This is a genomic window from Sphingobacterium spiritivorum, assembly GCF_016725325.1.
GTDB lineage: Bacteria > Bacteroidota > Bacteroidia > Sphingobacteriales > Sphingobacteriaceae > Sphingobacterium.
In genome coordinates, this window is the sequence record NZ_CP068083.1 from 2,285,013 (window position 1) to 2,299,248 (window position 14,236).

15 protein-coding genes are annotated in these 14,236 nt (G+C 37.7%); 10 read left to right on the top strand and 5 right to left on the bottom strand.

The window, feature by feature from the left end; translation table 11 throughout:
• Window positions 1-236 precede the first annotated feature (236 nt).
• Entirely contained in the window at window positions 237-1,280 is a 1,044-nt protein-coding gene (locus I6J02_RS09455; RefSeq protein ID WP_201681439.1) for a hypothetical protein, read from the top strand.
• Between the two features lie 2 nt (window positions 1,281-1,282).
• Here I6J02_RS09455 and ruvC read toward each other — a convergent pair whose 3' ends face one another.
• Window positions 1,283-1,852, bottom strand: a complete 570-nt coding sequence (gene ruvC, locus I6J02_RS09460) for a crossover junction endodeoxyribonuclease RuvC (protein WP_002997414.1) — start codon at window positions 1,850-1,852, stop codon at window positions 1,283-1,285.
• A 91-nt stretch (window positions 1,853-1,943) separates the two neighbouring features.
• Here ruvC and I6J02_RS09465 point away from each other — a divergent pair, with 91 nt between their 5' ends.
• Window positions 1,944-2,918 carry a lysylphosphatidylglycerol synthase domain-containing protein gene (locus tag I6J02_RS09465; RefSeq protein WP_201681440.1) on the top strand — a complete coding sequence of 325 codons (975 nt, stop codon included), beginning with the start codon at window positions 1,944-1,946 and terminating at the stop codon, window positions 2,916-2,918.
• A gap of 16 nt (window positions 2,919-2,934) precedes the next feature.
• Window positions 2,935-4,035 (top strand): glycosyltransferase family 2 protein, encoded by a 1,101-nt coding sequence (locus tag I6J02_RS09470; RefSeq protein ID WP_201681441.1) that lies wholly within the window; start codon window positions 2,935-2,937, stop codon window positions 4,033-4,035.
• A 4-nt stretch (window positions 4,036-4,039) separates the two neighbouring features.
• Here the strand turns inward: I6J02_RS09470 and I6J02_RS09475 are convergent, their stop codons facing one another.
• Window positions 4,040-4,780, bottom strand: a complete 741-nt coding sequence (locus tag I6J02_RS09475) for a lysophospholipid acyltransferase family protein (protein WP_201681442.1) — start codon at window positions 4,778-4,780, stop codon at window positions 4,040-4,042.
• A 348-nt stretch (window positions 4,781-5,128) separates the two neighbouring features.
• On the opposite strand from I6J02_RS09475, the gene I6J02_RS09480 reads away from it, so the two are divergent.
• From I6J02_RS09480 to I6J02_RS09500, 5 genes are all read left to right on the top strand, one after another.
• Window positions 5,129-5,404, top strand: a complete 276-nt coding sequence (locus I6J02_RS09480) for a DUF2089 family protein (protein ID WP_201681443.1) — start codon at window positions 5,129-5,131, stop codon at window positions 5,402-5,404.
• On the top strand, window positions 5,394-5,897 hold the full coding sequence (locus I6J02_RS09485; protein ID WP_201681444.1) for a hypothetical protein: 504 nt from the start codon (window positions 5,394-5,396) through the stop codon (window positions 5,895-5,897). The genes I6J02_RS09480 and I6J02_RS09485 overlap by 11 nt, the downstream gene beginning before the upstream one ends.
• Window positions 5,884-6,474, top strand: coding sequence for a hypothetical protein (locus tag I6J02_RS09490; RefSeq protein WP_201681445.1), 591 nt, complete (start codon window positions 5,884-5,886; stop codon window positions 6,472-6,474). The genes I6J02_RS09485 and I6J02_RS09490 overlap by 14 nt, the downstream gene beginning before the upstream one ends.
• Window positions 6,474-7,817 carry an alpha/beta hydrolase family protein gene (locus tag I6J02_RS09495; RefSeq protein WP_201681446.1) on the top strand — a complete coding sequence of 448 codons (1,344 nt, stop codon included), beginning with the start codon at window positions 6,474-6,476 and terminating at the stop codon, window positions 7,815-7,817. The genes I6J02_RS09490 and I6J02_RS09495 overlap by 1 nt, the downstream gene beginning before the upstream one ends.
• A 262-nt stretch (window positions 7,818-8,079) precedes the next feature.
• Window positions 8,080-10,269 (top strand): glycoside hydrolase family 2 protein, encoded by a 2,190-nt coding sequence (locus tag I6J02_RS09500; protein WP_201681447.1) that lies wholly within the window; start codon window positions 8,080-8,082, stop codon window positions 10,267-10,269.
• Window positions 10,270-10,331: 62 nt separating this feature from the next.
• Here the strand turns inward: I6J02_RS09500 and I6J02_RS09505 are convergent, their stop codons facing one another.
• From I6J02_RS09505 to I6J02_RS09515, 3 genes are all read right to left on the bottom strand, one after another.
• Window positions 10,332-11,042, bottom strand: a complete 711-nt coding sequence (locus tag I6J02_RS09505; protein WP_201681448.1) for an SDR family NAD(P)-dependent oxidoreductase — start codon at window positions 11,040-11,042, stop codon at window positions 10,332-10,334.
• A gap of 6 nt (window positions 11,043-11,048) precedes the next feature.
• On the bottom strand, window positions 11,049-11,963 hold the full coding sequence (locus tag I6J02_RS09510; RefSeq protein ID WP_201681449.1) for a lysylphosphatidylglycerol synthase transmembrane domain-containing protein: 915 nt from the start codon (window positions 11,961-11,963) through the stop codon (window positions 11,049-11,051).
• Window positions 11,964-12,037: 74 nt separating this feature from the next.
• Window positions 12,038-12,367: a hypothetical protein gene (locus I6J02_RS09515; protein WP_201681450.1), complete on the bottom strand. Its 330-nt coding sequence runs from the start codon at window positions 12,365-12,367 to the stop codon at window positions 12,038-12,040.
• Between the two features lie 59 nt (window positions 12,368-12,426).
• Here I6J02_RS09515 and I6J02_RS09520 point away from each other — a divergent pair, with 59 nt between their 5' ends.
• Both I6J02_RS09520 and I6J02_RS09525 read left to right on the top strand, forming a co-directional pair.
• Entirely contained in the window at window positions 12,427-12,993 is a 567-nt protein-coding gene (locus I6J02_RS09520) for a lipocalin family protein (RefSeq protein ID WP_201681451.1), read from the top strand.
• A gap of 268 nt (window positions 12,994-13,261) precedes the next feature.
• On the top strand, window positions 13,262-14,194 hold the full coding sequence (locus tag I6J02_RS09525; protein ID WP_003008429.1) for a hypothetical protein: 933 nt from the start codon (window positions 13,262-13,264) through the stop codon (window positions 14,192-14,194).
• Window positions 14,195-14,236 lie beyond the last annotated feature (42 nt).

Consider the following 14,236-nt stretch of genomic DNA (forward strand, 5'->3'; position numbering starts at 1 on the left):
TTCAAAAATATCCTGGTCTATATGTGGTTAGTACTATAGGTGATTGTTTTTAAGTCCCTTTCAACTATAGCGTATTCTTCTTTCAATTCTATTATTTGATATTCTTGATAATTTTACAAAAATAATAAGATTTTTGGTTATTGAGGTATTAATTTCATAATTAATATGTCATTAGTTTAAAAAAATTACTAGTTACCCAAGTCTATTAAATCAGTATATTTATAAAAAATACAGGCATGGAATACGATGACGTAAAGATTTCACGGAAGAAGCCGATATTTCCGGTAGGATCCGGACTCCATAAATATCTGAAAATGTATCAGCGGGATGGTAAATTGCCTATCGCCTACAAAGATTTATTAACGTTTACAGAAACTGTTCCGGTAATGGATAAGTATGGAAATGATACATTTTGGGAAACACCCCTGTATCCACCGTACTTACAGGACCAGTTGTATGAAGGACTGAAAATAATCTATGCACAGCTCAAGGCTTCCGGAAATACCCGGATAGTCCAGCACAAGTATATAGATCGTATAGAATACTGTGCATTTGGAAATACAAGACCTTTCCGTATTCGTATTGTCAATAGATTGAACGATGTATACGATTACTTCTATATTAAGCAGGCGGACGCTTCGCGCATTTATGGATTGGAATTAGAGGAAATTTTGTCTCCCAATCAGGTCAATTATCTGGTCGATCATGAAACATTGGTCGAAGAGCATATAGTGGGTATTCCCGGGGATGTATTTACTAAATCCCGAATGTATTCCCCGGATTACAATATGACCCGGATTGCCAAGGAATTTGTAAAGTTCAATGAACGATGTATTATTACCTTACTCGGAGATATGAGAGCTTACAATTTTGTGATGCAGATTACACCGGATTTTGATGATTTTCAGTTCAGGATACGGGCCATAGATTTTGATCAGCAGTTTTATGAAGGCAATCCTAAAGTATATATGCCCCAGTTTTTTAAAGAAAATTTCCCGTATGTGAAGATCTGTATGGATTATCTCAATGACCGTACCGTATCTCAGTATCAGCAGGAAGAGCGATCATCTATTGTGCACAGGGTGAGAAGTGAGCGTCATCGTATCGCAGACCTTCGTGATGCTTCAAAGACACAGCAGCTTTCATCTGTAGAAAATATCAACCGTCTGAAAGAAGGTTATGCCGAATTTCACGATAATACGCAGTATCTCAAATGTAAATCTATGACAGATATTATAGAACTGAATGTAAAGAATGTGATCCGGCAGGTGCAGTTATAAAATTACTTGACGCGTTTTTCGTTGTCCTTTATAAAAGCTTCCCATCCGCTGTAACTTTTTGACGTCCCGGAAGAAGATGTATTTTGTTGGAAAGAGTGGCAGACTGCAACAGCCAGGCCATCTGTGGCATCCAGAAATTCGGGTGTTTCATTGAAGCTCAGTAGTGTTTTTAGCATGGCCGCAACCTGTTCTTTTGTTGCATTACCATTACCGGTCACAGACTGCTTTATCTTTCGGGGAGAATATTCGAAGATCGGAATATCATGATTGAGTGCTGCAGCCATAGCTACCCCCTGAGCGCGGCCCAGCTTGAGCATAACCTGAATATTTTTACCATAAAAGGGCGCTTCAAGGGCTACACAATCGGGCTTATATTCTTCGATAAGAGCAGAAGTCTTTTTAAAGATACGTTGCAGTTTCAAGGCGTGATCATCAAGATGTCCCATTTTTATAACACCCAGAGAAATAAGGGATATTTTTTTGCCGGTTTCCTTTACCAATCCATAGCCTAATACCACAGTTCCCGGATCAATTCCCAGAATAATACGTTCTTTAGCCTTTTCCTTTTGCATGCTGGTACAATATTACGTTTTTCTTTTGTGAATTAACTTAACGGGATGTCATTAAAAATTAGTAAAATTGTGCCATTCGCAACAAACTATTTTGACAAATAATACCCGGAAATATCTCAATTTAATTATCAAAATTGCTGTTCTGCTATTAGCGGGCTGGTATATTTATTCCAAAGTCAGTAGTCAGCATAATCTTCATGAGTTTAAGCTACTGATGAAAGGTCTGGACAAAAATCTGGTTACCGGAGTATTGATTGCTGTTGTTGTACTCATGTTCTGTAACTGGTTTCTGGAGATTGTAAAATGGAAATTTATCAGCCGTCGTATCGAACATCTCAGTTGGTGGCGGGCAACTGAGGCTGTTTTCTGTGGTCTTACATGGGCTATTTTTACACCAAACCGAATAGGGGAGTATGGCGGGCGGGTGATGTATTTAAAAGCTGAAAACCGTGCATCCGGTGCTGTTGCAATGGGAGTCGGACATTTTGCCCAGCTTGTACTTACCAGTATATTCGGAGCACTGAGTATTGCCTGGTTTATGACTACATTTCTTTCCTTTCAGCCTGGTGTGAAGATTCTGATATGGATAGCAGGAATAGTATATGCCGCTGTATTTCTCCTAATTTTCTTCAATGTACATTGGGTGGACAGACTGGTTCGCAGAATTAAGTTTCTGAAAAAAATACAACCTTTTTTTTCCGTGCTTGAAGACTATAACAGACGCGAACTTTCTGTTATTCTTGGGTTGTCATTATCACGGTTTATTATCTTCACTTCACAATATATCATCCTGATGGAAGTTATTCTTCCTGATTTGCCATTTTTATCAATGGTTTTGATGATTTTTATCTTGTTTTTTATACAATCTGCCGTACCTTCGCTTGATTTATTTGATTTTAGTGTCCGGAGTTTTGTTGCCAGTAATTTATATAGTTATATTACTACACAGGAGATTGCAGTTATGGCTATCGTCTCCTGTATCTGGTTTGTCAACCTGATTTTACCGGCGATTCTGGGTTCAGTTTTTGCAATAAAAGTTAATTATTTAAGTGATAACAAGTCTTAGTGTTTTTCTCATTATAATGACCATCGTGTATGTAGCTTTAGTGCTGTATATGCGTAATGGATGGGCTTCTATTTCTACGTTTGTGCCTTCGGATAGCACTCCTTCGACAACTGTTTCAGTATTGATTGCAGCACGCAATGAAGAAAAAGTCATTGAGCGTACCATCAATTGCTTATTGAATCAGGATTATCCTAAGGAACTGTTGGAAATCATTGTTATCGATGATCATTCTACAGATCGTACAGCTGATATTGTGAGGCTGTATGCTGTTAAAGGTGTGAAATTACTGCAGATGAATGAAAGTGATAAACTGAATTCATATAAGAAAAAAGCTATTTCTAATGCTATTGATATTGCACTGGGTGAAATTATTGTCACTACGGATGCCGACTGTCGAATGGGACGTCACTGGTTATCTACTGTGATTGGTTTTTTTGAAGAATATGATTCCTATATGGTTTCATCACCGGTTGTGTATTCGGAAGAAAAGAATCCGTTTGAAGAAGCACAAACTCTGGAATTTCTGTATCTGATCGGATTAGGGGCTGCAGGTATAGGCAATGGTCATCCAACGACCTGCAATGGCGCAAATCTGGCCTATAGAAGAGATGTGTTCTATGAAATGGATGGTTTCAAGGGTATTGATGATCTGGCATCAGGAGACGATGAACTGCTACTGCATAAAGTTGCTGAAAAATATGCTGATAAAATAGGATTCTGTAAATCGCCTTCAGCTATCGTATATACAGATGCTAAACCTAATATGGCATCTTTCATCAGTCAGCGTAAGCGCTGGGCTTCCAAAAGCACACGCTATAAAAACAAAAGTGTGATTGTATTGGGGGTGAGTATCTGGCTGTTCAATCTGGCTATGATCCTGAGTGGATTACTCGCATTTCTGTTCCCGTCAACCTTAGGTGCATTGATCTTTGCCGTTATTGTAATTAAGTTTGCTGTCGAATTATACTTTATGAGACCTTTATGCGAATTTGCCAATCGTACAGATCTCTTAAAATATTTACCTATACTCACTGTAGGACATATTATATACCTGGTATATATCGGTATCGCCGGTAATATAGGTAAATATGACTGGAAGGGTCGGATCGTTAAATAAGATATTAACTTCCTTTCACCTTAGCCCGAATTGCTAGTTCAGCTTCTTTTACGATCTCTTCAGCAGTTCTTCCGGCTGGTTCGATCGGCTGGAGAATTTCCCAGGACATTTTTGTGAAAGGATTCAGCGGAAACATACCATACTTTACCATCTCAAAAGAACCATTGATTGCAATAGGTACAACCAGAGCAGTAGGGTTTTTCTTTAATATGGTCGCAATACCTCCTACAGAGAACTCTTTCATTTTTCCGGTTTTGGTACGTGTACCTTCCGGGAAAATAAACACTGACCAGTTTTTGGTCTTCATATTGTTGGCTAATTTCAGAATTTCACTGATGGATTGCTTAGAATCTTTTCTGTCAATATTAGCTGCACCTCCATATTTAAGGTTGTAGGAGATACTTGGGATATTAGCTTTTGCAAGTTCAATCTTCGAAATAAATTTAGCATGGTATTTACGAAGGAAGAAAATCATCGGAGGAATATCGAACGGACTTTGGTGATTAGCAACAAAGATAATAGGCTGACCCGTGGGGATATGATGCTCGTTAATAAACTTTACAGGATTGAAAAGTAGAAAATTGTCACTCAATAATGTGAAATTCAGAAGATCTACACTTCGTTTGTGCGCCCTATATCCGCCTAATCTCAGACATAGCCATTGGATGGGGTGAAAAATAACCAGCTCCAGGGCAAAAAATAAGTAAAATATAGGGGAAAGAATATATCCAAGAACTTTTCTCATTTGTTGTGTGTATTTAATGCTGCAAACTTAGATAAACTTGCATTTATATGCAATTATAATATAGAGCAAGTATACGCAAGTTACTGCTGTAAAATTCAATTCCCAATGTTAAAGTATGAATGACAAAAGATAATGCAATGGCTGTAATGTTGAATTTTTGTTCTTATAAATTCATTTATAGTTTTGAATTATTTATATGTATTTTAATATTATTAATATTTTAATAAATAAAGTTTATATTTGTGTCAGTAATTACTGATACAAAAGACAATTTAGTGTTACCTGAGTTGTTTGAAAAGACCGATTTGTGATTTCCGAACATTACAGTTATGATTTAAGAAAAATAGAATGAAAAGAATACCTACTACTTGTCCCAGTTGTGATGCCAAGCTTAAAGTATCCAAGCTAGTTTGTGATGCGTGTGAAACGGAAGTTGTCGGCAAATTTTCGCTTCCTGTTCTTATGCATCTTACGGTTGAGGAGCAGGAATTTGTACTGGGATTTCTGTATAACTCCGGCAGTTTGAAAGATATGGCCAGAGACCTGGGAAAGAGTTATCCTACCGTACGTAATATGTTAGATGATCTGATTCAAAAAATAAAAAGTTTAGGATATGAGCAGTAAGTTTAACGAAGTGCAATCTTTTTCGCAATGGTGGCTGTGGATATCTCTGTTAGCTTTGTTTATCCCTATATATAGTACTGGTGCATCCCTGTCTTTTTCGCAAAATTGGTACAAGATGCTCCTGGAAATTTTGACTTATGTACCATTCTATATCTGGTTAGCCGTGGTTGTGTTTTTCGCAATGATTATGTTGCGGACAGAAATTAGTGATAATGGTGTGTATGTAGATTTTAAACCATTCTTATGGAATAAAACCTACAGGTTTGAAGATATACGCTCTTATAAAGTCGTAAAATATTCCATTTTTGATTATGGAGGGTGGGGTATGCGAATTTCATCATCTGGAGTAGCGTATACTACAAAAGGTAAATATGGGCTTAAACTTACCTTGAAGAATGGAAAGCAGATCTTGATTGGGACACAGCGCCCGGAGGAGCTAAGCAAAATTATGGATGAATTTATAAAATCTAAAAAAGCAGATGAGAGCAGGTAAACTATTACTTAAGCCTTTTGATGATTTTTCTGAAAGATCATTATTTATTACAGGTATCCTTTTTTACTTTTTGGGAAGTCTGTTGGCTTATTTTTACCACATAAAGTATAATGGCTTTATTAACATACGACTTGGTGAAAGCACAGCATTTTACTTTCCGTTTATCAATAATTTGGTTAATACAGTGCTTCCTGCAGTGATATTGTTTTTGTTTGCGAAAATAATATATGCAAAAACAAGGTTTATTGACGTCCTCAATACAGTTTTGATAGCAAGAATAGTTATTTATCTGACATCAGTTCTTGTTGTACTGGATAAATCCAAATCTGCTACCGAAAAGATTACCAGAGCGGTTGCAGCCGGAGATATAAAGCTGGAAACAGTTTCCAAATTAGATCTGTTTGTCGTCATTTTTATTGGCATACTTTCGTTGTTAATAATGATCTATTATTTCTACATACTTATTCAAGGTATGAAAGTTGCAATGAATAATAAAAAGATAATTATCAATGGAGCTATTGTGATTATTTTTTTAATAGCTGATTTGATAGCACAATTTTATTTTCCGTATTTCTAATGAATATTATTAAGTATATATATACTCTTTTCTTTATTTCGATTTTACCTGTAGCTTTTGGGCAGAATATCATAGGTACCTGGAAGGGTACTCTAAATGCTTCCGGACAGGAAATTCCGTTGGTATTTCATATCAACCAAAGCAATGGGAAATTTTCCGGAAAAATGGATAGCCCCCGACAAGGTGCAATAGGCTTGCCGCTCAGTGAAGTGTCATTCGGCAAGAACCAGGTTACCTTTAAGATGGCTTCTGCCGGAATCGTATTTCAGGGTGAGCTCACTAAAAATATAATCACGGGATTGTTTCAGCAGGGCGGAGGTAATATTCCGCTGCGTTTGACCAGAAGTCTGGATACCGTTACCGTGATAAAGCGTCCGCAGGAGCCGGAAGGTCCATTCCCGTACAAAGAGGAAAATGTGACCTTTGAAAATCCTGTATCCAAAGTAACATTGGCGGGTACATTAACGCTACCGGCAAAGGGGCGGAATTTTCCGGCGGTTGTACTGGTAACAGGAAGCGGGCCGCAGAACCGTGACAGTGAATTGTTTGGGCATAAGCCTTTTAAACTGATCGCTGACTATTTAACCCGAAGAGGATTTGCAGTATTGCGTTATGATGACAGAGGAGTAGGAGCATCTACAGGATCATTTGGTACAGCTACAACGCGAGACTTTGCAAATGATGCGCTTGCGGCAATCAATTTCCTCAGAATACGTACAGATATCAATATCCGGAAGATAGGAGTCATAGGACATAGTGAAGGAGGGATGATCGCACCTTTATTAGCATCTGAAGATAAAGATATTGCATTCATAGCTATGCTTGCAGGACCTGCTATCGCTATAGATTCATTAATGATCTTGCAGAATTATGCGATTGGAAAAGCCTACGGTATGTCTGAAGATAAGCTGCAACAAGCAAAGGAGCTCAATAATCGGGTATATAAAGTTTTGAAAAGTAACCTTTCAGATGAAGAGGTGAAGAAGCAACTGGCGGATGTTGCGGCCAATGATAAAGAGCTTTCTGAATTCACATCCAAATGGTTTCGGTATTTCATCCGTTTTGATCCGGTTCCCGTATTGAAAGCGGTCAAATGTCCTATATTCGCAGTATACGGAGGAAAAGATCTGCAGGTTCCGGCTGAGCAGAATCTCAATTCGGTTTATAAAATTTCAGAAGCCAATAGACATAAGATGGATTTCATAAAAATGTATCCTGACCTTAACCATCTTTTTCAACATGCACATACAGGATTAATAAATGAATACGGGGAACTGGAAGAAACATTCAGTGAGGATGTCCTTAAAGACCTTTTTTCCTGGTTAAAACAGGTTACGAAGTAGGTTCCCGCATACTTGATGACTGTATTATTGATGTGACACATAGATAAATTACATCTTTTTACTACAACGTTGTATATGTGTCTTAAGATAAAGTAACCAAGTTTTTCATTCATAACATGTAAATCCCCATACAGCGGGTTAGCCGGCATTATTTTCGAATAGATGTTGCGATGATTATATTTGTTAGTCAAGAATATGGCTCGATTGAATAGAATGAGCCATATGAGAAAAACCTAATGAAATATATATACTGATATTAAAAATGATAAAGCTGAAACATTTCTATTGCCTACTCTTGCTGACGATTTTTTCACAAACCACTTTTGCCCGGGAGGTTATTCCTTTTAATAAAGAGTGGTCATTCAAGAAGGGACCTTTTACAACAGATCCGCTACAATATGCTGATATATTCACAGGAAAATGGCAAGCTGTTTCCGTACCTCATACCTGGAATGCTGTAGATATGCAGACTGTGAAAGACAAGTTTTATACTGGAGATGCCTATTACAGAAAAGCATTTAAAGCTGATGCTTCCTGGAAAGGAAAGCGTGTATTTATCCGTTTTGAAGGTGTTAATACCAACACGGAAGTGTATCTCAATACTGCTCCTGTTTCATTCTCAACAGAGAAGAATGACGTCGTTTACAATAATTCGACTGTAAATGGTAAATACAATATTGTAGGCAGACATAACGGAGGATATTCCGCATTTACGTTAGAACTGACGGATATGTTGAAATATGGACAGGAAAACGAAATATTGGTCAAAGTAAATAATGAAGCACGTCCGGATGTTATTCCGGTTAATCATACCTTGTTTCCTATGTACGGCGGTATCTACAGACCGGTTGCATTGATCGTTACGGAAAAGGTCAATATAGCGGTCAATGACTTCGCATCTCCGGGGATCTACATACGGCAGGAGAATGTTTCGAAAAGATCTGCCAATGTAGAGGTAAAGGTGAAGCTGGAAAACAAAAATCATGATGCCCAGAAAGTAGAAGTGGTGACAACTGTATTTGAAAAAAATGGTACGGTTAAAGTCAAAGAAACAACTCCTTATACGATATTGCCGCAGGGCAGACAGCAGGTATTACAACATATTGCAATCAGGAATCCACATCTATGGCAGGGTCTGGAAGATCCTTATCTTTATAAACTGGTAACTCAGGTCGTACAGGGAGGTAAAGTTGTGGATGAGGTGATCCAACCATTAGGTTTGCGACATTTTGAACTAAAGGCAGGAGACGGAATGTACCTTAACGGGATTAAGACTCCGATGTATGGTGTGACGCGTCATCAGGATCACTGGGGCAAAGGATCTGCATTATCCAATGCTGATCACGATAAGGATCTCGCTATTATTAAGGAGATTGGTGCTACCACTATCCGTCTGGCACATTATCAGCAATCTGAATACTTTTACGCCAGATGCGATAGCATCGGCTTTATTATCTGGGCGGAGATACCTTTTGTCAATCGCGTAACTACTCAGGAAGAGAACAATGCAAAGCAGCAACTGACAGAATTGATTCGTCAGAATTTTAATCACCCTTCCATTTACGTTTGGGGATTGCACAATGAGGTGTACAGCCCGCAGGCATATACAATCGAACTTACTACCAAGTTAAATGATCTGGCAAAAACAGAGGATCCGGATCGTTATTCTGTTCAGGTAAGCGGATACAATGTCATTGATCATCCTGTTAACAATAATGCAGATATACAGGGTATCAACCATTATTTTGGATGGTATAATGGTAAAATACAGGATGTGGAGCAATGGGCAGATAAGATTACGAAGGATTTTGCCGGCTATAAAATTATTTTTTCAGAGTATGGAGCTGAAGCGAATCCAAAACATCAGCAGGAAGCCGTAGGAGATATTGGTAATCAATGGTCTAATCCAGCCTTTTTCCCGGAAGAATTTTCAACCAAATTTCATGAGATTCATTGGGGTGTAATAGCTAAACATCCCGTATTTGTGGCCTCATATCTGTGGAATACGTTTGATTTTGCTACACCCATTACTTTTCAGGTAGAGCCACGTAACTATAAAGGAATGGTAACTTTTGACAGAGCATTGAAGAAAGATCCGTTTTACTGGTATAAAGCCAATTGGAGTAAAGAGCCGGTACTTTATCTGACACAGCGCAGAGTAGTGGAAAGAGGGAATCAGATTACTCCTGTTACAGTATATTCTAATATTGGAAATCCGCAACTGTTTGTCAATGGAGAGGAAGTTAAAACCTTCCGAAAAGGATATACAGATGTTCACTATATTTTTGAACAGGTAAAATTAAAAGAAGGTGAAAATATTGTAGAAGTGAAGGGACAAAAAGACGGTAAAACTTTTGAGGATAAAATAACATGGCATTATGCAAAAGATAATGCTAAATCTTCGGAAAAGGATGGCCCGAAATCAAATAAATCGGAGCATATTGGTCTCTGATATACTATAAAACAAAAGCCAGGCAATTACGTCCGGCTTTTGTTTTATTAGATACTTGTTTATTATGGAGTGGTATTGGATACGGGCAATATCTTTCCGTTATAATACTTACTTCCATTTTGTGCGAATTCGGCAATATATCTTCCCATTTCAAAAGCCAGTGTACCTGCTTCTACACCTGGGAAGGCCGTCTCAAACATTTCGGTCTGAGATGATCCGAGCGCAAGACAATTGACTTTGATCCCTTGCTCTTTAAACTCTTCTGCCAGACATTCCGTCAATACACCCAGAGCGCCTTTACTGGCTGAATAAGCGGATAGTCCCGGGAATTTTACAGAACCCTGAAAGCCTCCCATACTGCTTATGTTGACGATATGTCCACCGTTTTTCATCAAAGGTGCTACATGTCGGATCATATTTACATGTCCCAATACGTTTGTCTGAAGCATTGTCGCAAAGTCTTCCGCACTGGTTTCCAAAAAAGGTTTGTACACTAATGCTCCGGCATTATTGATCAGAATATCTACACTGTCAAACTTCGACTGAATAAACGGGATCAATATTTCCGGGTAATTATCATACACAATATCAAATTGAGCCGGATATAATTTTCCCCCATCGTAATTTAGGGAAGAAGCAATTTCATGTAATTTTCTGAGTTTATCTGCAGATCTTGCTAAAGCGATGACATTATTCTCTTTATTTGCTGTCAGATCTAGAACTGCCTCAAAGCCGATTCCGCTACTCGCTCCTGTTATAACTATATTTGCCATAATAATTTAATCCTCTTCAATTCTGCTCTGTTCCACCTCTTCAGCTGATGGTAATTTCTCTTCACCCAGACCTTTCGGGTTAAAGACGTAATAAGCACCAGACAATGAAACTAGAGCAGAAATAATATAAAATAATAAACTAATCAATACCGCAAGGTGTGAATCCAGATAAAAGATCTTTGCTCCCCACATATATACAATCTCACGCATACCCAGACCACCCACTGAAAAAGGAATGATAGCAACCAGAGATGAAGCCAGAAAAAGGAAAAGATAAGGAGAAAATTTTCCGTCAAATCCCAATGCATACAAAATCATAATCGCAGATACTACCTGCATCGACTGTACACCTATCGCTTTGATATGTGTTCTGAAAAACCGGGGTTTGAAATCCGGAAAAAACTTCCATATTACAAGATAATAGACTACTGTACCCGATATAAAGCATGCAGCTGTAAGGGCATTTGGTATCTTAAGTTGTGGCATGAACATGATCAGTACAGCTATAATAAGGCATAAAGCCCACAATCCGCTAAGACGGTCAAAAAACAAGGCGCTCAATAGTTTCCGGCCTTTGATTTTGAACTTTTTGCGAAGAAAATAGATTTTATAACCATCCCCTCCAATACCCCCGGGTAGAAAGAGATTGTAAAATAAACCTAGCTGATACAGTTTGAAATTATATTTTTCACTTACATCCAGGCCTATTCCTTTTAGAAAACTAAGTAATCTGGAAGACGAAATAAATATAGAAAGTAGGAAGGCTAAAAATGCGAGGAATAAAAATAATGGATTACTATTGCGGATGGCTTCTACCAGATCCTTTATATCGACTTTGCTGAATACCCAGTACAAAGCTCCTATAGTGACAACAACTTTGAGTATGTTTTTAAGAATATTCCAGTATTTCTTTTTGTTCATGTGTATGTAAAACTAATCACTTGCAGAGATTAGCGGCTCAAAGGTAATAAAAACTTCAGGTCCTGTAAAGGAGATTACATGTTAAACATAGGATAAATCCGGGTGTAGAGCATTATCAGATATCCGATCAGCATTAAAGCAGAAAGAGAAAAAAGCCAGTTGATGTCTGTTTTTTTATACTTTTCTTTAAGCATGGTTATCAGTAGAATAACAAATATGGTGAAAAGTAAAAATGGAAATATCAAAAACCATTTATGTTCAAAATATACATATGATTGGTCTAATTGTTGAGATTTTCCGGATATAAATGGAAAGGCAGCAAGCCCCAGAATGATAATGAACAATCGCAATAAAACTTTTGCAACCAATTTGCTTGTGGTATGATTTTTGGAATGCTCGTTCATGGTTTTGTATTTTGTATATTTGCAAACATACAAAGATTGATTTATATAATTCTTAAACTATGCGTAAACATATTTTGACTTTCGTAGCGATCCTAGCAGGTGTTTTCTTGTTTTCATCGTGCGGAGCACAGAGAAAGACTACGTCTTCTTCAGGTAGCTCCAGTTCTTCCAGCACAGAAGTAAATGACGGACCAAGTGCCTCTCAATGGAAAGGTGGTGTAAAAGGTACATGGATTCTGAATACCATTACCCGTGAGAACATCCCGGCTGCTTATACTATTAAAACTGTATTCGAAGAAGCTCCTGCTGAGTGTTTTGAAGGAAGTGTATGGAATTTTCCATCCAATGGTAAAGGAAGTATAGAATTTACAGCAGAAGGTACGTTGTGTGCTAAAGGAGCTGTCCGTAATATTGTATGGTCAATCTACAACCCTGGAAAAATGGGCGGACAACCACAGTTTCAATTCAAAAAAATCTATTCAGGAGATAAGGCCAGAAATGTTACTACAGGATACCGTATGGATCTTTCCTTTTCTGACGGAGAAAAACTGGTCATGAAAATGCCTGTTCAGTTGGATAATGGTACTGGTTATTTAGTCTTTAATTTTTCAAAAGGAGATAGATAAGTATCTGAATAAAGATAATAATATGGAAAACGCAGGCGATATCACCTGCGTTTTTTTGTGCTGTATTTTACGGTTTTGTACTAAAAAACTGTACTTTGAGCTGTCAGTGCATAAAAGAAAAAATGGCAGTGGAAGATTAAAATTGACCTTTATTGTGTTGTAACATGTATTTTTTATTCAAATGTTCTAAATTGGAACATTTTTTGCTTGTGTCAAAGATGCAAATCATCCATCTATGAAAGCAGAAATGAATGGTTAATTAATAATTATGGAAATGGTAGATGAAGTAAGGGAAAAGGAAAAAGAGGGACAAAGAAAGAGAGATAGTTCAAAGATTTATTTTTTTATAATCGCAATAGCTGCTTTGCTGGCAACTAATATCTATTTCTACGTAAAGTTCAGGTCTTCCGGGGAGAAAGTTTATACACTAACGGTGCAGAAGGAAAGTCTGCAGATTGAGATAGATAGAATAGAAGCAGAATTGGATAATCTGAATGAGGAGAATGTTGCTTTAAGTGAAGCAATGAAAAAATCCGAATTACAGGCGCGTAAAATTATTGCGGATCTGCGTAAGGAGCTGGAAGCAAATGTGCTGACTACTGAACAACTCAATCAGGCCCGAAAAATAGTGGCATCCTTAAAGGTAGATGTGTCCGGACTGAAAACAGATATAGCTGATCTGAAAGCAAAGAATGAAATGCTTGAAAAGGAGAATGAAATTCTCAATAGTAAAGTCTCGGAGGGAGAATCAAAAATTAGTGGGCTCACGGCACATAATTCTGACTTAAAAGATAAAGTAACAACAGCCTCTGCAGTTAAAGTGTCTAATATTACTATCAACGGCCTTCAGGAAAAAAGAAAAGGACGTGTGGAAGTAGAGACAAGAGCTAAGCGTGTAGATAAGTTAGAGATCAATTTTACTATAGCAGATAATACGCTGGCTAAGACAGGCGCCAAGGAAATCTTTGTAAGAATTATTAATCCTCAGGGTAATCTTATTGCACAATCAAACGACATTTTCTATGTCCACGGAGAGAAACTTCAGTACACGTTTAAGGAAAGTATCAACTTTACAAATAACGGTGAGGAGTACAAGTTTTTGTGGCAGGAAGAGAGTAAAGATTTTGCAAAAGGAGCTTATACCATATTGCTCTATGCGGACAATGCTATAATGGGCAGATCCAGTGTAATACTGAAGTAATAAGATCTTAGTACAAACTAAACTAAACAATAAAAGGGTTTT

Coding starts and splice junctions, on each gene's coding strand:
- I6J02_RS09470 (WP_201681441.1), top strand. CDS start 2,935: ATGACCATCGTGTATGTAGCTTTAGTGCTGTATATGCGTAATGGATGG.
- I6J02_RS09510 (WP_201681449.1), bottom strand. CDS start 11,963: ATGAACAAAAAGAAATACTGGAATATTCTTAAAAACATACTCAAAGTT.
- I6J02_RS09515 (WP_201681450.1), bottom strand. CDS start 12,367: ATGAACGAGCATTCCAAAAATCATACCACAAGCAAATTGGTTGCAAAA.
- I6J02_RS09475 (WP_201681442.1), bottom strand. CDS start 4,780: ATGAGAAAAGTTCTTGGATATATTCTTTCCCCTATATTTTACTTATTT.
- I6J02_RS09485 (WP_201681444.1), top strand. CDS start 5,394: ATGAGCAGTAAGTTTAACGAAGTGCAATCTTTTTCGCAATGGTGGCTG.
- I6J02_RS09490 (WP_201681445.1), top strand. CDS start 5,884: ATGAGAGCAGGTAAACTATTACTTAAGCCTTTTGATGATTTTTCTGAA.
- I6J02_RS09505 (WP_201681448.1), bottom strand. CDS start 11,042: ATGGCAAATATAGTTATAACAGGAGCGAGTAGCGGAATCGGCTTTGAG.
- I6J02_RS09500 (WP_201681447.1), top strand. CDS start 8,080: ATGATAAAGCTGAAACATTTCTATTGCCTACTCTTGCTGACGATTTTT.
- I6J02_RS09520 (WP_201681451.1), top strand. CDS start 12,427: ATGCGTAAACATATTTTGACTTTCGTAGCGATCCTAGCAGGTGTTTTC.
- I6J02_RS09455 (WP_201681439.1), top strand. CDS start 237: ATGGAATACGATGACGTAAAGATTTCACGGAAGAAGCCGATATTTCCG.
- ruvC (WP_002997414.1), bottom strand. CDS start 1,852: ATGCAAAAGGAAAAGGCTAAAGAACGTATTATTCTGGGAATTGATCCG.
- I6J02_RS09480 (WP_201681443.1), top strand. CDS start 5,129: ATGAAAAGAATACCTACTACTTGTCCCAGTTGTGATGCCAAGCTTAAA.
- I6J02_RS09495 (WP_201681446.1), top strand. CDS start 6,474: ATGAATATTATTAAGTATATATATACTCTTTTCTTTATTTCGATTTTA.
- I6J02_RS09525 (WP_003008429.1), top strand. CDS start 13,262: ATGGAAATGGTAGATGAAGTAAGGGAAAAGGAAAAAGAGGGACAAAGA.